The organism is Agrobacterium larrymoorei (genome assembly GCF_013322225.1).
Classification (GTDB): Bacteria; Pseudomonadota; Alphaproteobacteria; order Rhizobiales; family Rhizobiaceae; genus Agrobacterium; species Agrobacterium larrymoorei_A.
On record NZ_JAAMFB010000010.1, the window covers coordinates 23397 to 43094 of the forward strand.

The window sequence follows — 19698 nt, forward strand, 5'->3', positions numbered from 1 at the left end:
TCAAGGGAGAGTGAATATGACCGGCAAGACAGTTCTGATCACAGGCGCCAATAAAAGCATTGGCTTCGAAACCGCGCGACAATTGGGAAAGCGCGGCTACCGTATTTGGCTGGGTGCCAGAGATAGCGGCCGCGGCAAGGCAGCGGCGGAAACGCTGGTGGCTGAAGGATATGATGTCCGTGCCTTGGCTATCGACGTGACCGATGACGATAGTGTGCAGGCCGCAGCGAGAAGAGTGCAGGGCGAAGATGGCAAGCTCAATGTCCTCATCAACAATGCGGGCATTTTGGGCGGCATGGACCCCAAACCGAGCGAGCAGTCCGCAGATGCCGTGAGACAGGTCCATGAAACGAACGTTCTCGGCCCCATCCGCGTAACGCAAGCGTTCCTGCCACTCCTCAAGGCCGCAAATGGTGCAAATGTCGTGATGGTGAGCAGCGGGCTTGGCTCACTCGGTTGGCTGTCCGATCCCGAAAACGAGTTCTACCGCGTCAACAACCTTGCCTATAACAGCTCGAAAACAGCGCTCAACGCAGTGACCGTGTCGTTCGCCAAGGAATTTTCACCCTTCGGTATCAAGGTAAACTCAGTCGATCCGGGTTACACCTCTACCGATTTCAACGGGCATTCGGGTTATCGCACCGTCGAGCAGGCCGCTAAGGGTATCGTATGGTTGGCGACGCAGGATAAATCCGGCCCCACCTGCGGATATTACTACGATGAGGCCCTTATTCCATGGTGACCGCGAGCGGGCCAGCTGAGTGCTGCAGCCCACAAGCATGGTTTGTGGGCTGTCTAGAATAAACTTCAGATCATCAAGCCGAGGAACGCCGAAAAATTTATGATGCAGATAGGACGGAAGAGGTAGAAGCGTTGCCAGTTGGTCAGATTAGGATCGCTCATGAACATTCGTCTGTCTATTTGTAGCCTGTCCAAATGACTGTCGATACGAAAGTCCCAATTATTGGCCTTATAAAAATAGTACTCCCTAACCTGCGTTGCCAAAAGGTGGGCGATCAGCAACGACATCGCAGCCGTGGTGACGAGTGCAAGGAGAACTTCAACAACAGCCATCATATGAGATTTTCACCGCTCCTAATCCATCACATGTTTTTGGCACGATTAACTTAGACATGCCGGGTTACAGTTCACCGGCATGTCAGTTGGAATTGCTCGTTATAATTTACAGACGCGTCCAGGTCTGTGACTTGCACAGCACCTTCAGCACGCAACCCTTCATGCTCAGCGAATTGCCAGAAACCGTGCCAGAGCCGCTATAGGTCTTATCGTTGGCAGGATCGGTGATTTCGCCAGCGTAGCTGTTGCCGGTGCCACTCATTTTGCCGATCTGCTTGCCAGCGTGTTTTCCGGTTTTCAATGTTACGCAGAAGGCTGCGCCGCATTTGGCAATCGTCGCCGTTTCGCCGCTGGCGGTCTTCCAGCTACCTTCTATGGCTTCCGCCGCAAAGGCTGAAGTTCCCATCAAGAATGCGGCGGCGGCAATAATCGTCATTTTCATCGAATGGACCTCCCAATCCTTATGTCGCGGGCCTGCGCCCCGGACTCGCAACTCCTCATGCGAATGGCCGATTCATACTTTACGTTCACGTAAAAGGAAATATCGACGAGGGTGAATCACGGGATTTTTCGCAGCGCTGAGAGGTGAAAAGAAACAGCAATGAAATCGTTGTTTCCGTCGTGGTGAACGAAGCGTTGAAATCCATCCGTAAACTTTTCGTAAAATTGTCTGGAAAGTCCTTAATTTCCGGGGCTTCCCATATTTAACAAAAACCCAATTTTACCAATCGTTTGGACTTTGTTTGGCCCCCGTTAATCATGGATTTTAAGCGGGCGTTGAAGCCCGTTTGGCATAGTGGGGACATCGAAAGAGCAGGGAAAACCTGACCACGGCGAGGGCCGACAAGCCGCAGAAGACGGCAGGCCTTAAGACCGAAAGCTTCCGCAGAGAAGCGAAATAAAACAGGAAGACCACGGGCAAACAGGGACTTAAGAAAATGGCACGATTTGAAATGCGCGATATCGAAATGGCCGTTGCCGGTGGGCAAAGCCGCGCGGATGTCTTCTGCAATCTCGGCCTGATCTATGCGACAGGCCGAGGCTGCCCGGTGGACCTCGTGGCCGCCCATAAATGGCTGAACATCGCCGCAATCAAGGGTTCGGAACGCGCCGCATCACTGCGTGCCGACCTTGCCCGCAACATGAACAAGGCAGACCTCGCAACGGCACTGCGCGCCGCTCGCGACTGGATGACCTCGCACTGAATTTCAAGAGTTGCGTCAAGAGGCGCCAAAAAGACGGAGCGGCCCTGAAGGCTGCCGATTATCTCCTGCTGGTTTCCTCCAGTCCCGGCGGGACAGTAACAATAACCCGAAAAGGGAAATTGGCGACGCCACCATCGCCGAACGAACATCAAAACCGTGACCGGCAGAAACAAGGCCGGCACGGTTTTTTGTTGTGTGGTGTTGAGGTTTAGCCAAGCGCCTTCAATACCTTCGGCAAGGCTTCCGCAAACAAATCAAGCTTGTCTTTCGGCGCAGCACTGACCCGGATGCAGCGGTTGAGCGGTTCGACGCCCGGCATGCGAATGAAGATACCGTGTTGCATCAGGCCATCCACGATGGATTTGGCGTAGGCATCGTCCTTATGGCAATCGATGGTCACGAAATTGGTTGCGGAGGGCAGGGGTGACAAGCCGTTTTGGCGCGCAATGGTGGCGATGCGTTCGCGCGCACTGGCGATCCTTTTTACCACATCGCGCAGATAGGCCTGATCTTTCAGCGCGGCCAGTGCTGCTGCCACCGAGACGCGCGACATGCCGAAGTGGTTGCGAATCTTGTCGAAGGCCTGAGCATTACCGATTGTGCCGATGGCGTAACCGACGCGCGCGCCTGCAAGACCATAAGCCTTGGAAAAAGTGCGCATGCGCAGCACATTCGGCATTCCGATCATGGCGCGCACGCTAGGGACCGCGCTTTCCGGCGCAGTTTCGCAATAGGCTTCATCCAGGACCAGCAGGCAGGTATCCGGCAACGCCTTGGCGAAGGTCAGAACCTCATTCGCATCCCACCAGCTTCCCATGGGGTTGTCGGGGTTGGCGAAATAGACGAGCGGCGCGTTTTCCTTGATTACCAAATCTAGGAGAGCATCCAAGTTCTCATGATCGTCTAGGTAAGGCGTGGTAACGAGGCGGCCACCGAAACCGGTCACGTGGTAGTTGAAGGTCGGGTAGCCCCCGAACGACGTGACGACGGGTGTGCCGGGCTCCACTATCAGCCGAACTATTTCGCCAAGAAGGCCATCCACACCGTTGCCGACCGCGATGTTGCCGCGAGCAATGCCGTGGTGAATAGCGAGCGCTTCACGCAATTCGTAGTTTTCCGGATCTGCATACATCCATGTTTCGGAGGCGGCCTGTTTCATGGCCTCGAGTACGGATGGGGCGGGACCGAACCCGCTTTCATTCGCGCCGATCCGTGCCTTTACCGCCGTTGCCCGATTGCGCTCTATGGCCTCCGGCCCGACGAATGGCACGGTGGCCGGTAGCGAGGCAGAGAGCGAGGTAAAGCGGGAAAATGCGGACATTTCAGACAGTTCCGTTATCTTTTGAAGCAGTTGCCCAAGAATAGAAACAAAATTGGCCCACGCAAGGCAGGCCAACAAAAAATGCCGCTTTTCGGCTGTTTTTAAAATCGCAGCGGTGCCTGACGGTCGATCAAACGGCGGTTTCAAAACTCAGGCGGCGAATGTGGTGCAGGAATTCCGGATCAATCAGCATGTTGAAACCGACGCTGGATTTCTCAGCCTCACGGCGGATCAGTGTGCAGCCTATCTCATCGCGGATACCCAGAATTTCCAGATAGAAATTCGTGGGGAGTTCCAGATGTGGGCTTACGTCCAGTTCCGCTCCATAGAGTGAAATCTGCCGGATGAGGCAGCGTACCGTCTCACTGGTGCTGAGATGATGCCCAATGAATGTGATCTTGCCCGGGCGGTCGATGGTGTATTTCTCATACATCTCGTCCTGCGGAATGGCATCCTTTGCGGTAACGTCTACGTTGAGCGTCATGACAACCTCCCGATTGCCTTTTCTCTTGATACAATCCTACGCTCGCTTCATTGCCAGAAACTGAACGCAATCGATAGAATGCCGTTTCATCTGCCCTGTTTTGCCACAGCAAACGGAGTAACAGGCAGACATTGCCGGGGCGAAACTCTTTTACGTCCTATAAGGTTGCGCGAGACTGTCGGCGCCTTGCGAAAGGACCGGTCCCAAGACGGTTGACGCATGGCGTACTTGGCGTTACGCCTGCCTTACAGCTTGGTTTTCTGGAAAGCGGTGGAGCAGTAAAAATGGCAGGCAGACTGATCATCGTCGGTGGGGGCCAAGCGGCCTTTGCGCTCGCCGCGAAGCTGCGTGCGCTCAAAGATGACCGGCCGATCACCATAATCGGGCTTGAGGACGTGCTGCCTTACCAGCGCCCGCCGCTTTCCAAGAAATATCTGATGGGCGAAATGAGCTTCGACCGTCTGGAGTTTCGCGCTTTGGAATGGTTTGCCGAAAACAATGTCGAGATTCGTCTTTCGACCTGGGTCGAGGAGATCGACCGTTCCGCGAAAACGGTGCGGATGCAGGATGGCAGCACGCTTGCCTATGACAAGCTTGCACTGGCCACCGGCGCTACGCCTCGCGCACTTCCGGCAGGTGTGGGGGGCGATCTGGATGGGGTGCTGACGGTTCGGGATAAACGCGATGCCGACCGGCTGATGGACGAAATGCAGCCGGGGCGCAAACTGCTCGTCGTTGGTGGTGGCTATATCGGGCTGGAAGCGGCAGCCGTTGCCCGCAAGCTTGGGCTAGGTGTCACCCTTATCGAAATGACGGACCGTATTCTTCAGCGCGTGGCAGCGGAAGACACGGCGCGAATCATGCGCGATATCCACACCTCCCACGGCGTTTCCATCCGTGAGAAAACCGGCCTTGTGCGTCTGATCGGCACGGATGGCCGCGTCAGCGCTGCGGAGCTTTCCGATGGTTCGGTCATCGATGTAGGCTTCGTCATCGTCGGTATCGGCGTAACGCCGAATGACCGGCTGGCACGTGAATCGGGGCTGGATATTGGCAACGGCATCATTGTGGATGCCTTCACCCGAACCTCAGATCCGGATATTCATGCAATTGGCGACTGCGCGCTTTTGCCCATGAACGGACAATCCGTCCGTCTCGAATCGGTGCAGAATGCCGTCGATCAGGCCGAGGCCGCCGCGCATGTTCTGGCGGGCGAAGAGAAGGCGTACCAGCCGAAGCCATGGTTCTGGTCGGATCAATACGATGTGAAGCTGCAAATCGCCGGTTTCAATCTGGGGTATGACGAGACCCTGCTGCGTCCCGGCCAACGCGAAGGCAGCTACTCGATCTGGTATTTCCGACAGGGTCATTTCATCGCCGTCGACGCCATCAACGACGCAAAGGCCTATGTCACCGGCAAGAAACTGCTTGAAACAGGTATCGAGCCGAGTCGCGCCATTCTGGCCGATCTTTCCGCCGACTTGAAATCACTGCTCATCTGAAGGACTAAAAATGCCCGCCACCGAAAACCGTTTCAAAGCCGCCATTCAGCAGCGCACGCCGCAAATCGGCCTCTGGCTGGATATGGGAGAGGCGATAACGGCAGAAATCGCTGGAAAGGCCGGTTTCGACTGGCTCGTGATAGACGGCGAGCATGGCCCCAATGATCTTCGTAGCATCATCGACCAACTGCGCGCTCTCGCTACATCCCCCGCCGAACCTGTGGTGCGCGTGCCAACCGGCGAAAGCTGGATCATCAAGCAGATGCTGGATGCCGGTGCGCGTACGCTACTGGTACCGATGGTTGATTCGGCGGAGCAGGCGAGGGCCCTGGTCTCGGCGATGCACTATCCACCGCGCGGCATTCGCGGCATGGGTGCAGTGGTTGCGCGTGCCTCAGGATATGGCAGTGTTTCGAATTACTCCGAAACAGCTTCGGACAATGTGTGCCTGCTTGTGCAAGCGGAAACACGCGCAGCCATCGCAGATCTCGATAATATCCTAGGCGTCGAGGGCGTGGATGGTGTTTTCATCGGCCCTGCGGATCTCGCCGCCGATATGGGCTATCTCGGAAGGATTGACGAGCAAGAAGTGCAGGATGTGATCGAGGCATCGATCCGAAAGATCGTTGCATCAGGAAAGGCGGCTGGCATCCTTACCTTCAATGAAGCCTATAACAAACACTATCTGGAACTCGGCGCATCCTTCGTTGCGGTCGGCGCGGATGTTACCGAGTTTTCTAATGCTCTCCGTTCGCTTTCGGCACGTTACAAAGCCGGTGCGGAGGCAGCGAAAGTTTCAAGCTATTGATTCGTCAGCCATCATTGCTTGCGTTCAGCTTTTCCGGCGGAATGCCTTCCTCGCCCGAAAACATATAGCCTTCCTGAACCAGCCAATCGCGCAATATACGGCCAACCGCTTCCTCTCGCTCGATATTGTTCTCCTGCGCAAAACTCAGGAGCGCAGTTTCGAGTTCTGGCGTAAAATTCATTTTTTCCTCCATTTTTGAACAAAAAAGGCAAGGAGATCGCTCTCCTTGCCCGTCAGCTTTAAGCGATAACGCGTTTAGCGCCAGCGATACAGGCTGCTGCTGTTGCTCTGCTGGCTGGCCGCATTGGCAACGCAATAACCAAGTGCAAAACCAAGAGCGCCAACCACAGTCAACAGGGAGGTTGCCGTACCTGGATTTTCCTTCACAGCCTCGACGACATTGTGACCCTGGGACTTGACTGTCTGGGCGGCAGTCTGAGCGGGGCGCTGCACGCGGCCCTTGGCGTCATCGATGTAATCGGATGCGTCTTCAGAAATCACGCCTGCGCGGGCAGAAACGGACTTGGAGAGCGACGCGATCTGCGTACGCAGCTCTGCAATCTGATTCTCGATCGAATCTTCAACAACGTTCAACTTGGTTTGAGCCATCTGAAATCACCTCTTGTTGGTTCCGAGGTGGTAACGCGATAAGCCAAAGAACGTTCCAAAGCGAACGAACCAGAAAAACCTGAACAGTGTTGGGAATTAAAATGGCGGAGAGGAAGGGATTCGAACCCTCGATACGCTTTTGACGTATACTCCCTTAGCAGGGGAGCGCCTTCGACCACTCGGCCACCTCTCCGGTGCCGCCTGATTATTGCGTAAGAAAAATGAATGCAAGGCCCTTTTGCGAGGATAGGCAAAAAAGTCGGTTGGGTTTCGATCTTTCAACCAATCTAAGCGCGCCGTGAGAGGTGATCGAGGCGAATCGCAATAAGGACAGTAGAATCAATCTGTGCCGAAGATGCTGCAGAGATTGTGAGGCGATGTGGATTAATCGTCCCGTACAAACAGTCTGCGCCGCTATACAAACGTGCATTACATAATGGATATACCTTGTTTGAGGGAGTTCCCGTCATCCAATTGAGTTTCCGACGCCTGCTAACTAAGTGTTAAACTCTTGAGAACGTTGATTTTTGTTAACATCTTATCAACGTTTGGACGGTGCTGGATCAGTAAATGTGTTTTTTTAGCAACATCGCAAAATGAAGCGACAGGATAAAACGGGCTTCTTGGTGATTGTCGATTGCAAGCGGCGCTGGCTTCCGTATTTTCAGCAACGGAAGCGAGGCGGTGGATCGTCCGTTTTCGAAGAACACGGGAATGGGGCAGGGAATGCTGTCCTTCAGCTAAGTACCCAGACCCTTTTGAAACTTGACTGGAGGTCAACATGAACATCAAGAGCCTTTTGATCGGCTCCGCTGCGGCTCTCGCAGCAGTATCCGGCGCACAGGCCGCTGACGCTATCGTCGCTGCTGAGCCTGAGCCCCTCGAGTACGTTCGCGTTTGCGACGCTTTCGGCACCGGCTTCTTCTATATCCCTGGCACCGAAACCTGCCTGAAGTTCGGCGGTTACGTTCGTTTCCAGACCGACTTCGGTCGTGACGAATCCGGTTCTTCTGACTGGGACTCTTTCACGCGCGCTCAGTTCGAAGTTGACACACGCACAGACACCGAGCTCGGCGCACTGCGCGGCTTCATCGGTTTCCGTGGCAATGCTGACGGCGGCTCTGCTTTCGGCAGCGGCGAGGACGATGGTTCCGGCTTCCACGTCAACCAGGCCTTCATCGAACTCGGCGGCCTGAAGGTCGGTAAGTTCTACAGCTGGTGGGACGATGGTCTCTCTGGTGAGGCCGACGTTCTCTCTACGAACGCGCTCTTCAACTCCATTCGTTACACCTACGACGCTGGCTCTTTCTGGGCAGGTGTTTCGGTTGACGAACTTGAAGGCATCAACGGTGACTTCGGTCGCGTAGTTGGTGTTGATACAGTAACAATTCCTGGCACGACGCTTTTCGCCGTGTCGCAGGAAAGTGACAACAACGTTGGCGTAACGGCCGGTGTCGGCGGCAATCTCGGTGGCGCTTCGCTGCAGCTGATCGGTTCTTACGACATCGACCAGGAAGAGGGTGCTGTTCGCCTGATCGCAACTGCTGACATCGGTCCTGGCACGCTTGGTCTCGCTGGTGTATGGGCTTCCGGCGGTAACGCTTACTACGCAGAATCCGAATGGGCCGTTGCTGCTGAATACGCAATCAAGGCAACCGACAAGCTGACCATCACTCCTGGTGCTCAGTACTTCGGTAGCGTGTCTGACACGATTGCACTCGGCACTGTAGCTGGCACTCCTCCGGTATTTACGCAGACCGGTACGGTAATTCGTGGTGACGAATTCTCTGATCGTGATGCTTGGCAGGCTGGCCTGACCGTTGATTACAAGATCACCGAAGGTCTCACAACTAAGATTGCTGTTAACTACTACGACGAAGACGATGCTGATGACGAAGAAGTCAACGGCTTCGTTCGCCTGCAGCGCTCGTTCTAATATTTCTAACCTTGGTTAGATTTGGAAACCCGGCTTTCGAGCCGGGTTTTTTTTAATAAAATGTTGTCGCAGCGTCTCCTCTGCATGCCCCGTTAAACAAGTTTTAACACTCGATCATCTTCGCACGCATTTTGTAGCGAATTGGCAACAGCAGGGCGGGAAGAGGGCGCGAATGTGACGAAATTTCCACTTCGTCAATTGCGCGACTCTTCGTCTTTCGCTCTAATCTCAGTCACCGCAGCACTCCCACTCGCTGCTAAGTGAATTTGACTGGAGAGATAAATGAACATTAAGAGCCTTTTGATCGGTTCCGCAGCAGCGCTTGCCGCAGTATCTGGCGCACAGGCCGCTGACGCTATCGTCGCTGCTGAGCCTGAGCCACTTGAATACGTTCGCGTTTGCGACGCTTTCGGCACCGGCTTCTTCTACATCCCTGGCACCGAAACCTGCCTGAAGTTCGGCGGTTACATTCGTTTCCAGACAGACTTCGGTCGTGACGAATCCGGTTCTTCTGACTGGGATTCCTTCACGCGCGCCCAGTTCGAAGTTGACACCCGCACCGACACCGAGCTTGGTGCTCTGCGCGGCTTCATCGGCTTCCGCGGCAATGCCGACTCCGGTTCGGCTTTCGGCAACGGCGGTGACGACGAGGGTTCGGGCTTCCACGTCAATCAGGCGTTCATCGAACTCGGTGGCCTCAAGGTCGGTAAGTTCTACAGCGAATGGGATAACGACCTGAGCGGCGAAACGGACATCCTGTCCACCAACTCACTGTTCAACTCCATCGCTTACACCTACGACGCAGGCTCCTTCTACGGCACTCTGTCTGTTGACGAACTGGAAGGCACGCTTTCCTCAAGCGATAACAACGTCGGTATCACAGGTGTTGTCGGCGCAAAGTTTGGCGCTGTTACAGCAACGGTTGTCGGCAGCTATGACACCGATCTTGAAGAAGGCGCTGTTCGCGGCATCATTTACGCTGAAATCGGTCCGGGCACGCTCGGCGTTTCCGGCGTATGGGCATCTGGCGCAAACGCTTACTACGCAGAATCCGAGTGGGCAGTTGCTGCTGAATACGCACTCAAGGCAACTGACAAGCTGACGATTACGCCTGCTGCACAGTACCTCGGCAACGTTGATCCTGGCTTCGGTGATGCCGGTGTTTCGCTCAACTCCGATTGGTCGAACAACGACGCATGGACCGCTGGTCTGACCGTTGACTACCAGATCACAGACGGTCTGAAGGCAAAGGTTGCTGCGAACTACTACGACGAAGACGGTTCTGACGACGAAGTCACCGGTCTCGTTCGCCTGCAGCGCGACTTCTAATCTGCTCTGGCATAAAGCCACAGATGAAAACCCGGCTTTCGAGCCGGGTTTTTTGTTGCTGTCAGTGACCGTCAAGAAGAGAGCGCCAATCGATACCCGTGGGGTTTCCTGCCTTCAGAGCGTTTCCATTAACAAGGAAACGCTTTACGCAGGTTTTCTCAACCCGATCGACCATTCCTGAGGTCTTCGACGATATCTGCCTTTTGCCCAAGGCGGGTTTTGTAGACCTGATAGTTCTCCATCACCCGCTGCACATAGTTGCGGGTTTCGGGGAAGGGGATACGTTCGATCCAGTCCACGATGTCGTCGATGGATTTGCCGCGAGGGTCGCCGTAACGGGCGATCCATTCGGGAACCCGTTTGGGTCCGGCGTTGTAGGCTATGAAGGTGAGGATGTAGGAACCGCCAAAGCTTTCGATTTGCTCGCCGAGATAATGCGCGCCAAGCGTCGCGTTATACCCGGCATCGCTGGTGAGTTTCGCAGGGGTGAAGGTCATACCATGGCGACCGGCAACGCCCTTGGCGGTGCCGGGCAGAAGTTGCAGCAGGCCTTGTGCGTTGGCGGGTGAGACCGCCGCCGGGTTGAAGGCGCTTTCCTGCCGGGCGATAGCATAGGCGAGGGCCTTGCCGGAGCCGGAGATATTGGCGCTACCGGGAATCACGCCGAGCGGGTAGGCGAGTGCCGCCGCGTCGATACCGCGGCTGAAGGCCGTCTTGCCGATTTGCAGTGATACCTGGTGATTGCCGTTGCCTTCGGCGCGGGCGGCCAGTATCGCCAACTCGCCTGGACTGTCGATCTGGTCTGCAAGGGCCCGATAGATACCGTCGGCGCGCCAGCCGTAACCCGCTGCCTCCAATCGTTCAATGGCGCGAACCGCTTCGCGTGCGGCAAAGCGATCTCGATCCGGGGCTGTCGGTGAAGGGTAGGTGACGTTCAGTGTCGTGATGCCGATACGCGCTGCGGAGAGCTGGCCGTAAAATGTACCGGGATTGGCTGCGGCTTGCTGAAAATATTCGCGGGCATCACCAGGGCCACCAGCTTCTGCAGCGCGGCCCAACCAGTAGTAAGCGCGCGAAGCCGTTAGCGGGCGATTGGATACTTCAAGCAACTTGTTGAAGTGCTCTGATGCGACTTTCGGGTCGATCAGGGCGCGAAGTGCGTACCAGCCCGCATGGAACTCCGCATCCGCGACATCGACCGGCGATGTCGCTGAATGATCGGCAACAATCCGGTAGGCTGTTCTGAAATCGCCAAGATCGGCAAGGCCGCGCGCGACGATACGTCTTTCATTCCACCATTCGCCGGGGTTGATCAGCCTGCCGGTCTCTTTGGGCGCCTGTTGAAGCAACTGCGCGGCTTCCTGGTATTTTTGCTGGTGGCGAAGGTTTTCGAGACGGGCAAACAGATAGGTCGGGTCTTTACGCCAGCCTGCATCGACGCCGTTCAAAAGAGCGGACGCGTTGCTGGCTCGCTGGAGCACCGCTGCCCAAGCCTTGTAGAGTGACTGCGCCTTGCCCAGATCCCCGAAGCGTTTCGCCTGACTGACGCGGCTTCTATACATCAGATAGTCCATACGCCCCTTGTGATCGGCAGAGGAAAGAGCGCTTCCGAAGTCTCGCATGATCCGGTCCTCAAGAGCCGTATCCATGCCTTCCTCGGTCCATATGCGGCGAACCAGTTTTTCCGCTTCGTCCCTTTTTCCCTCTGCATTCAGCGCACCCGCGAGCGCCAGCTTGCCTTCAGCCGTTTGTGGTGGCGAGGCTTCCAATATTGCGATGACTTGCTGAGGCGCGAAATTCTCCCTCAGCATGGCGCGCTCGGCATTCGCTTGCAGGGTTGAAACGCCCGGCCATCCCTTCAACTCGGCCTGAGCCGCCAGGATTTCACTGACGGAAACATCCCGCTGGCCGGAAATGCCGATGGCCCATGTCAGGATGTGCCGGTCCAGACTGCCTTCAGCGAGACGGTTACGAATGGAAAGTGCGCGGGCCGCATCGCGGCTGGACAGCGCATCGAGCCCAGCTTTCAGGTCGGAAACATCAAGCGGATTGTCAGGGCGAATGATGGAGCCCGTAACTTCCGGGGAGGCTGGCAGGAATGCAGGGACGACAGGCGCATCGGGTTTGACGAAGGGAAGCGGTACTGCGCCTTCGGGGGCAGGGCCTGCCCAAGCGCCCCATACGGTCGCCGCAAGGCCTGCTGCCATCAAGCCCAAAGCTGTTTTCTTCATGCCCGTACTCACCAATCAGCGGATAACATGCGATACATTAGGAACTTCTACGGTTAATGATATCTTACCTTTTACACTCGCATTCGATCAAATTTCGGTCACGGCTTTTCGAGCTCTGCCACTTTTCGCGGTGGAATCCAGTAAGAGCCGTATCCGCTGAAATATCTGGTATTTCCCGGCCAAAAACCCGCGTTCAACAGCTTGTAGGCTGCGAAGCCTCCCACTAAGGTGAGTTCGTTTTAACGATGGAATGCGGCTGAAGCATGAACTGGCTCACCGCAAGGAGTTTTGCATGTTCAAGGGATCCATTCCCGCCCTCATTACGCCGTTCACCGCCGAAGGCGCGGTGGACGAAACGGCATTCGCTACCCATGTGGAGTGGCAGATTGCCGAAGGCAGCAGCGGCCTTGTGCCAGTGGGAACGACGGGGGAGTCTCCGACCCTCTCTCACGACGAGCACAAACGTGTGGTCGAGCTTTGCGTCGAGGTCGCGGCTAAACGGGTTCCGGTAATTGCGGGTGCGGGCTCCAACAACACCCGCGAGGCAATCGAGCTTGCGCAGCATGCCCAGGAAGTGGGTGCCGATGCGCTGCTCGTCGTCACACCATATTATAATAAGCCCACGCAAAAGGGATTGTTCGCGCATTTTTCGGCGATTGCCGAAGCGGTCGATCTGCCCATCGTCATCTACAACATTCCGCCGCGTTCCGTCATCGATATGACGCCGGAAACCATGGGTGCGCTTGCCAAGGCGCATAAGAATATCGTTGGTGTGAAGGACGCGACCGGTAAACTGGACCGGGTGTCCGAGCAGCGGATTTCCTGCGGCAAGGACTTCGTTCAGCTTTCAGGCGAGGATGGCACCGCGCTCGGCTTCAATGCTCATGGCGGCGTCGGCTGCATTTCCGTGACGGCCAACGTCGCGCCGCGCCTGTGCGCGGAGTTTCAGGCCGCGACGCGCGATGGTGATTATGCCCTTGCGCTGGAGTATCAGGATCGCCTGATGCCTCTGCATAAGGCAATCTTTATCGAGCCCGGTGTATGCGGTGCAAAATATGCGCTTTCACGGATACGCTCGGTGAGCCGCACTGTGCGCTCTCCGCTGATGAGTACGCTCGAGCCTGCGACAGAAGCGGCAATCGATGCGGCTCTCAAGCACGCGGGCCTTTTGAACTGATAGCGCTGACGACGGGCGGCATTATTGCTGCCCGCCTTCACATTCGGCGCAGGTTTGACTACATATGCGCCGAAAGCCGCTTCCATCGGGTCGCGGATGAATGAAACGGAAAAGAATATGGCCCCTAAAGGCAGTCAGCGTGTCGTCAACAAGGTTGTTGCGGAAAACCGTAAGGCCCGCTTCAATTACGAAATCATGGACACCTATGAAGTTGGCCTCGTATTGACCGGTACGGAGGTCAAATCGCTACGTGAGGGCAAGGCCAACATCGCTGAATCCTATGCCTCGGACGAGGGGGATGAGATCTGGCTCATCAACTCCCACCTGCCGGAATATCTGCAGGCGAACCGCTTCAATCATGAGCCGCGCCGCCGCCGCAAACTGCTTTTGAACAAGCGTGAGATCAACCGTTTAAGAGTGGGAATCAATCGCGAAGGCATGACGCTCGTGCCGCTGAAGATCTATTTCAACGACAAGGGCCGTGCGAAAATGGAACTTGCGCTGGCAAAGGGTAAGAAGTTGCACGACAAGCGCGAAACCGAGAAGGAGCGCGACTGGAATCGGCAAAAATCTCGCCTGCTAAAAGGTGGGGATTGAGCGTAGAAAGTTGGGGTGTAAGATATATCGCTATCGGACAACCTGACGCTGACAACTACTGTATCAAGAGCGGTTAATTTCTATTATTTCGAGAAATATGGGCGAATGATTGCTCGGTTAATCGGATAAGCTGATAATTTCTACTTGATGCATTAATAAAATTTTTAATTTTTCCTTTAGAGATGCTTTGTCCTTATCGGAAGGGAGGGAAAAAACTATAGCGCGCGTATTCTCGTGATTTCTGATATAAGCTAATACCTAGGTGTTAGGCATTTTGGAATGACCGCGCTCTCCGTTTCACACCTGTTCAAGGACACGCTCCCATGAGTTTGTTTCGATTGCTACTTGTCAGTTTTCTCAGCATCATGTGCTCCGCAGCCGCCTATGCCGGTAATTTCGCGAAGCCCGAAGGCAAGCCGATACTGGTTATTTCCGGTCATATAGCCAACACCAATGTTGACGGGACGGCGCAGTTCGACCTCAAGATGCTTGAGGGACTGGGGATTGCGACAATCGAAACGAAAAACCCGTGGTATGATGGAAAGAGTCGCTTCGAAGGCGTTGAGCTTTCCAAGTTGATGAATTTTGTCGGGGCAACCGGGGTAACTGTCACCGCCGTCGCTCTCAATGACTATGTCAGCACCATTCCGATGGAGGATTTTACCAAATTCGACGTCATTCTTGCCATGAAACGTGATGGCAATTATATGCCGGTACGCGATAAAGGCCCTCTCTTCATTATCTACCCCTACGACACTCTTCCCGAACTTCAAACACAGACCTATTACACACGTTCAGCATGGCAGGTCGCCAAGCTGATAGTCGAATAAAGGTGTATTTTGCGAAAAGCCCTCGCGGTCATCATATGCTGCTTCGTCCTCGCAACGGGCTACATTGCTTATGTGATCGCAGAGCGCCAGAACGCACTGCAGAAGTTCGCGCGTTATAATGATTCCTGGGCCGTCAGCCAAACGGTTGCGGAATATATGCGCTTCCAGAACCTTTTGGCGGAATTTGCCCTTGGCGTGAATGACGTTGGCAGGGATGAACTCAGGCTGCGGCTCGAAATTATGCTGGGCCGCGCTGAACTGCTCCAGCAGGGCAATCTCGGCAACTTCGTCAACAGTACGCCGCAGTCCCGAAATCTGGCGGAATCGCTGGCGCACATCCTGCTCGATCTCGACCAGAGGCTCGATCAGCTGACTGCCGATGATGTGAAAGCCCTGCTTCCGAGCATGAGTGCGCTGGACGGTCCACTGATGGCGCTGGCTGCATCTTCGGTGGCGAATGACGTCACCCTCATCGATGCCGCCCATTCGGAAGTACGCACACTTCACATCATATATACCGCGCTCGCTGCCGGTTTGATTCTCTGCGGCGTGGCGCTGTTCGTTCTGCTGCTTCGGCACAATAGCCTGCTGGATCGTGCGCACAAAGACTTGCGGGGACTGGCGGACAAGCTGCGCATTGCTACTCTGGAATTGCAGGCCAACAATGTTCGTCTCGAGTATGATGCCTATCACGATGCATTGACTGATTTGCCGAACCGGGCGCTGTTTCGCAAGGAATTGACCCTGAAACTCGATCCGGCGAACGGCGTGGGCAAGGCAACTCTTTTGCTGCTGGACCTCGATGGGTTCAAGGACATCAACGATACGCTTGGGCATGATGTCGGCGACTCGCTGTTGCAAGCGGTGGCGACACGGCTCTTGCCCCTGCGTTCGCAGGATGATCTGATTTGTCGCCTCGGTGGAGATGAGTTCGCCATCATTTCCCAAACATTGACCGAGGAACTGGCGGTTGAGCTTGCCCAAAAGCTGGTCGAGCGGGTAGGGCAGACCTATTTTCTCGGGGAATTGGAAATACGAATCGGAACATGCGTCGGTATCGCGGTTTCCAACGGTGTGACCCTTGCCGACGAGTTGCTCAAACACGCCGATCTTGCGCTTTATGAAGCAAAGCGCTCCGGAGCGGGGAAGGTCAGCGTCTTCAAGCCCTATATGCAAAGCCAGCTCGCGGAGAAAAAGTCTTTTGAAGCCGACTTGCTCGCGTCGCTTCAGAACGACGAGATGGAAGTTTATTACCAGCCGCAAATCGCTACCGCCAACCGGCAGGTCTGCGGCTTCGAAGCACTTTTGCGGTGGACACATCCGGTCAGAGGCAAGGTGCCTCCGAATGATTTCATCGCGGTTGCTGAAAGAACAGGCTTCATTCATCCACTTGGAAAGTGGGTCATGGAAACGGCGTGCAAGGAGGCCGCGAAATGGGATGGCGGCCTGAAGATTGCCGTCAACCTCTCGCCGATCCAGTTTCACAGTGCAAACCTCATTCACAACGTCGTGGGTGCGTTGGACAAGAGTGGGCTGGACCCGAGCAGGCTTGAGCTTGAAATTACGGAATCGGTGTTGCTCAGCAATAACGAGCAGACGGTCGATATCCTCGAAAAACTGAAAGCCGTCGGCATCAAGATCGCCATGGATGATTTCGGGACGGGCTACTCGTCCTTGGGCAATCTTCGGGGTGTGCCGTTCGACAAGCTCAAAATCGACCAGTCGTTCCTCAGGGATGTCACCACCGACCCGGATGCGCTGGCAATCGTGGAGTTCGTAATCGGCCTTGGCCGTCGATTGCGGATGACGACGATTGCAGAGGGGATCGAGACCGAAGAGCAGTTCAATTACATGCGCAAGCTCGGCTGCGATCAGATCCAGGGATATCTCATAAGCGAACCGGTGCCAGCAGACAGGCTGCATATGCTTGGCGCTTTCTCGCAGACCGATGATCGCCGCGCCGCGATCTTGCCGCTCAGGACCTGAGCTTCAGCGTCAATGTTTTGCCGCAAGATCGTGCCGTCCAAGACCTAACAATCCGCATCAGCAAGACAGCATCTTTTTCTTCACGAAATTCGATTTCGATTTTGCCGCCCATGCGCTAGAAAACGCTCACGAAGCGCTGTGGTGCTTGAGAGGGAATCGGTAATGGAAGCGTTTGAAGTACATGGCATCGTTCTGCCGATCGCACCGGACGAGGTATCACCCGTCATCTGGGCGGCCTTGAAGGACGGCAGCTACGAAGCCAAGGAAGCCCGCAGTGTCCTTAAGGCGATAAAGCCCGGCGACCGCGTGCTGGAGCTGGGTTCCGGTATTGGCATCATTACGTCGATCATCGCGGGTATCGAAGATGTGTCCGTTTGGGCCTTCGAAGCCAATCCGTCCACGGCATCACTGGCCGAACGGGTGATTGCAGCCAATGGCCGCAGCAACGTTTCCTTCTCTCAGGGTCTGCTCACCGCGTCCGAGCCGCGAACCTATCCTTTCTACGTGAGACGCGACTTGTGGATGTCGTCCATGGACGAGAAACAGGGGCCGTATGAAAGCCGCATCGAGATCAGTTCGGAAAACATTGATGACTTCATTTTCCGGCACAGGATCAATGCTCTGGTGATGGATATCGAAGGCGCGGAATGCGATCTGTTGCAACATGCGCGGATGGAAGGTGTCGAGCGGATTTTCGTTGAATTGCACGACCATCTCTACGGTCTCGAGGGTGTGCGGACGCTGACAAAAGCCTTGGCGGACAAGGGTTATGCCTATGATCCGAGAGGCTCACGCGGTCCCTGCGTCTTGTTTGCGAAGGACGATGGCCCGCGTGAGTATGAGCCCGAAGTGGACTGAAGAATAAGAGACGAAGCCCTCGGCACTGGAAAATCTGTAACTTGGCTTTAGCTAAGTGTTAGAAATTGCCGTTGAGGGGTCCGTCCTCGCTTCTGGAAATAAAGCCTTCAGATTTAGGCAGCGCGATATGTCGGCTGCTGATAGCTCATCTGTTTCTGAACGTTGAACCGGCCAATCAGGGCTGCAAGGTTTGCGCTGACGTCGCTTAGACCGTGGGTGGCGGCGTTGGTTTCTTCCACCATGGCGGCGTTCTGCTGCGTCAACTGGTCCATACTGTTGATGGCGGAGTTGATCTCCTGAATGCCCATGGCCTGTTCGTGAACGGCCTGGGTTATAGCCCCGATATGCTCGTGGATGTTATCGACCTTGCTGCCGATGGAGTTCAGCGCTTCGCCTGTGCGGCTGACCAGCGACACCCCATGGGCAACATCCTGGGAAGACTTGTCGATGAGCGTACGGATTTCCTTGGCTGCCGATGCTGAGCGCTGCGCCAGTTCGCGCACTTCCTGCGCAACGACGGCAAAACCCTTGCCCGCTTCACCCGCACGAGCGGCCTCGACGCCGGCATTGAGTGCCAGAAGGTTCGTCTGGAAGGAAATCTCGTCGATGACGCTGATGATCTGAGTGATCTTTTGCGACGATTCCTCGATCGCGCTCATCGCTTCTACTGCTTCGGTCACGATATGGCGTGAACGCTCGGCTTCTTCCGCAGAGCTCTTGACGATGTTCTTTGCCTGCTCCGTGCGCTGAGCGGACTGCTTGGAAATCGTGGTAATTTCTTCGATGGCGGCTGCCGTCTGTTCCAGCGACGCAGCCTGCTGCTCGGTGCGGCGGGCCATATCATCGGTAGAAGAGGTCAGTTCGCGGGTGTTGCTGGAAATCTTGTAGGATTCTTCGGTAATTTCTGCAAATGCGCCGGAAAGCTTGCTGAGCGCCGTGTTGAAGTTGTTCTTCAGCGTCTCGAACTCGGCAGCAAGCGGACCATCGATGCGCGAGGTCAAATCACCCTTCGCCATCTGGTTCAGGGCTGTGTTGAGCACGGACAGAACCTGTTCCTGCTCCTGCTTCATGCGCTGCTGTTCCTGTTCCACCTTCGTGCGCTCCTCGGCAAGCGCTTCAAGATAGACCGAGATCGAGTAGTCCATGTCGAGAAGCGCGGCTTTCACGGCAACAGTGATGTCGGACGCGACCTTCTTGCCCTTCTTCTCAACGAGGAAGCCCTTCAGTTGCGTTTCAACGACAGCTTTGATGATGCCTTCGAGAATGAGCGCATAGCCGCCAATGTACCAGCGGGGCTCCAGCCCGAGACGTGCATGGGTACGACCGATGGCTGTAACGGCAGACGTGTAATTGCTATCGAAAGCGGCAGAGGAGATCAGCGTCCAATGCTTGATCTGCATGCTCTTGGCGTGCTCGAGATGAGCTTCGTTAGAGAAGAATTTGGCCGTATCCGGCACGGCGCGCGCTTTTTTGTAAAAGGCATCAAGCGACAAATCGAGTGAGGCTGTGATGGTCGGCTTCAGTGCAGCCAGTTCCTGCCTCTGCTCATGGCCGAGGCCAAGGAATTCAAGCCTTTCCTTCAACTGATGGCCTTCATGCGATGCGCTCATTTACCCACCCCCGGGTCGAAAATTTGTGATTCACTTACGATCTAGTATGAGGGGAGAATAAGCACGATCAGGCTTAATTATTTGCTAAACTTCAAATGAGCGAAATCTAAATTTGGCTTATTAAAGTAAAAAGCGCGC

Annotated in this window: 19 protein-coding genes and 1 tRNA gene; 11 read left to right on the forward strand and 9 right to left on the reverse strand. The window is 55.3% G+C overall.

All coding sequences use genetic code 11. From position 1 onward, the window contains the following. Positions 1–16: 16 nt before the first annotated feature. A complete protein-coding gene (locus G6L28_RS04935) occupies positions 17–742 on the forward strand; it encodes an SDR family oxidoreductase (RefSeq protein ID WP_174062684.1) in 726 nt (241 codons plus the stop codon). A gap of 65 nt (positions 743–807) precedes the next feature. Here the strand turns inward: G6L28_RS04935 and G6L28_RS04940 are convergent, their stop codons facing one another. Continuing rightward, positions 808–1077, reverse strand: coding sequence for a hypothetical protein (locus G6L28_RS04940; protein ID WP_234902475.1), 270 nt, complete (start codon positions 1075–1077; stop codon positions 808–810). 106 nt (positions 1078–1183) lie between these two features. Continuing rightward, on the reverse strand, positions 1184–1519 hold the full coding sequence (locus tag G6L28_RS04945) for a DUF2147 domain-containing protein (RefSeq protein WP_174062685.1): 336 nt from the start codon (positions 1517–1519) through the stop codon (positions 1184–1186). Positions 1520–2015: 496 nt separating this feature from the next. On the opposite strand from G6L28_RS04945, the gene G6L28_RS04950 reads away from it, so the two are divergent. After that, entirely contained in the window at positions 2016–2282 is a 267-nt protein-coding gene (locus G6L28_RS04950) for an SEL1-like repeat protein (RefSeq protein ID WP_174062686.1), read from the forward strand. 208 nt (positions 2283–2490) lie between these two features. Here the strand turns inward: G6L28_RS04950 and G6L28_RS04955 are convergent, their stop codons facing one another. Further along, the gene (locus tag G6L28_RS04955) at positions 2491–3603 is read right to left on the reverse strand and encodes a pyridoxal phosphate-dependent aminotransferase (RefSeq protein ID WP_174062687.1); all 1113 of its coding nucleotides are present in this window, start codon (positions 3601–3603) and stop codon (positions 2491–2493) included. Positions 3604–3733: 130 nt separating this feature from the next. After that, a complete protein-coding gene (locus G6L28_RS04960) occupies positions 3734–4087 on the reverse strand; it encodes a hypothetical protein (RefSeq protein WP_174062688.1) in 354 nt (117 codons plus the stop codon). A gap of 284 nt (positions 4088–4371) precedes the next feature. Between G6L28_RS04960 and G6L28_RS04965 the strand changes: the two genes are divergently transcribed. Both G6L28_RS04965 and G6L28_RS04970 read left to right on the forward strand, forming a co-directional pair. Further along, complete coding sequence (locus G6L28_RS04965) at positions 4372–5589, forward strand: NAD(P)/FAD-dependent oxidoreductase (protein WP_174062689.1); 1218 nt, start codon at positions 4372–4374, stop codon at positions 5587–5589. A 10-nt stretch (positions 5590–5599) separates the two neighbouring features. Then, a complete protein-coding gene (locus G6L28_RS04970; RefSeq protein WP_174062690.1) occupies positions 5600–6397 on the forward strand; it encodes an aldolase/citrate lyase family protein in 798 nt (265 codons plus the stop codon). A 4-nt stretch (positions 6398–6401) separates the two neighbouring features. Here G6L28_RS04970 and G6L28_RS04975 read toward each other — a convergent pair whose 3' ends face one another. From G6L28_RS04975 to G6L28_RS04985, 3 genes are all read right to left on the reverse strand, one after another. Further along, positions 6402–6578, reverse strand: a complete 177-nt coding sequence (locus G6L28_RS04975; RefSeq protein ID WP_174062691.1) for a hypothetical protein — start codon at positions 6576–6578, stop codon at positions 6402–6404. 74 nt (positions 6579–6652) lie between these two features. Beyond that, entirely contained in the window at positions 6653–7006 is a 354-nt protein-coding gene (locus G6L28_RS04980) for a hypothetical protein (protein ID WP_174062692.1), read from the reverse strand. Positions 7007–7108: 102 nt separating this feature from the next. Next, positions 7109–7199: transfer RNA gene (locus tag G6L28_RS04985), tRNA-Ser, on the reverse strand. A gap of 588 nt (positions 7200–7787) precedes the next feature. Here G6L28_RS04985 and G6L28_RS04990 point away from each other — a divergent pair. Then, a complete protein-coding gene (locus G6L28_RS04990) occupies positions 7788–8942 on the forward strand; it encodes a porin (protein ID WP_174062693.1) in 1155 nt (384 codons plus the stop codon). A gap of 282 nt (positions 8943–9224) precedes the next feature. Next, on the forward strand, positions 9225–10271 hold the full coding sequence (locus tag G6L28_RS04995; RefSeq protein WP_174062694.1) for a porin: 1047 nt from the start codon (positions 9225–9227) through the stop codon (positions 10269–10271). Between the two features lie 158 nt (positions 10272–10429). On the opposite strand, the gene G6L28_RS05000 is transcribed toward G6L28_RS04995, so the two are convergent. Continuing rightward, on the reverse strand, positions 10430–12502 hold the full coding sequence (locus tag G6L28_RS05000) for a lytic transglycosylase domain-containing protein (protein WP_174062695.1): 2073 nt from the start codon (positions 12500–12502) through the stop codon (positions 10430–10432). Positions 12503–12794: 292 nt separating this feature from the next. On the opposite strand from G6L28_RS05000, the gene dapA reads away from it, so the two are divergent. From dapA to G6L28_RS05025, 5 genes are all read left to right on the forward strand, one after another. Further along, the gene (gene dapA / locus G6L28_RS05005; protein WP_174062696.1) at positions 12795–13679 is read left to right on the forward strand and encodes a 4-hydroxy-tetrahydrodipicolinate synthase; all 885 of its coding nucleotides are present in this window, start codon (positions 12795–12797) and stop codon (positions 13677–13679) included. A 117-nt stretch (positions 13680–13796) separates the two neighbouring features. Beyond that, positions 13797–14276 carry an SsrA-binding protein SmpB gene (smpB, locus tag G6L28_RS05010; RefSeq protein WP_174062697.1) on the forward strand — a complete coding sequence of 160 codons (480 nt, stop codon included), beginning with the start codon at positions 13797–13799 and terminating at the stop codon, positions 14274–14276. Positions 14277–14599: 323 nt separating this feature from the next. Beyond that, on the forward strand, positions 14600–15106 hold the full coding sequence (locus G6L28_RS05015) for a molybdopterin-dependent oxidoreductase (RefSeq protein WP_174062698.1): 507 nt from the start codon (positions 14600–14602) through the stop codon (positions 15104–15106). A gap of 9 nt (positions 15107–15115) precedes the next feature. Then, positions 15116–17092: a putative bifunctional diguanylate cyclase/phosphodiesterase gene (locus G6L28_RS05020; RefSeq protein WP_174062699.1), complete on the forward strand. Its 1977-nt coding sequence runs from the start codon at positions 15116–15118 to the stop codon at positions 17090–17092. A 162-nt stretch (positions 17093–17254) separates the two neighbouring features. After that, positions 17255–17950 (forward strand): FkbM family methyltransferase, encoded by a 696-nt coding sequence (locus G6L28_RS05025; RefSeq protein WP_174062700.1) that lies wholly within the window; start codon positions 17255–17257, stop codon positions 17948–17950. A gap of 113 nt (positions 17951–18063) precedes the next feature. On the opposite strand, the gene G6L28_RS05030 is transcribed toward G6L28_RS05025, so the two are convergent. After that, on the reverse strand, positions 18064–19560 hold the full coding sequence (locus G6L28_RS05030; RefSeq protein WP_174062701.1) for a globin-coupled sensor protein: 1497 nt from the start codon (positions 19558–19560) through the stop codon (positions 18064–18066). Between the last annotated feature and the right edge of the window lie 138 nt (positions 19561–19698).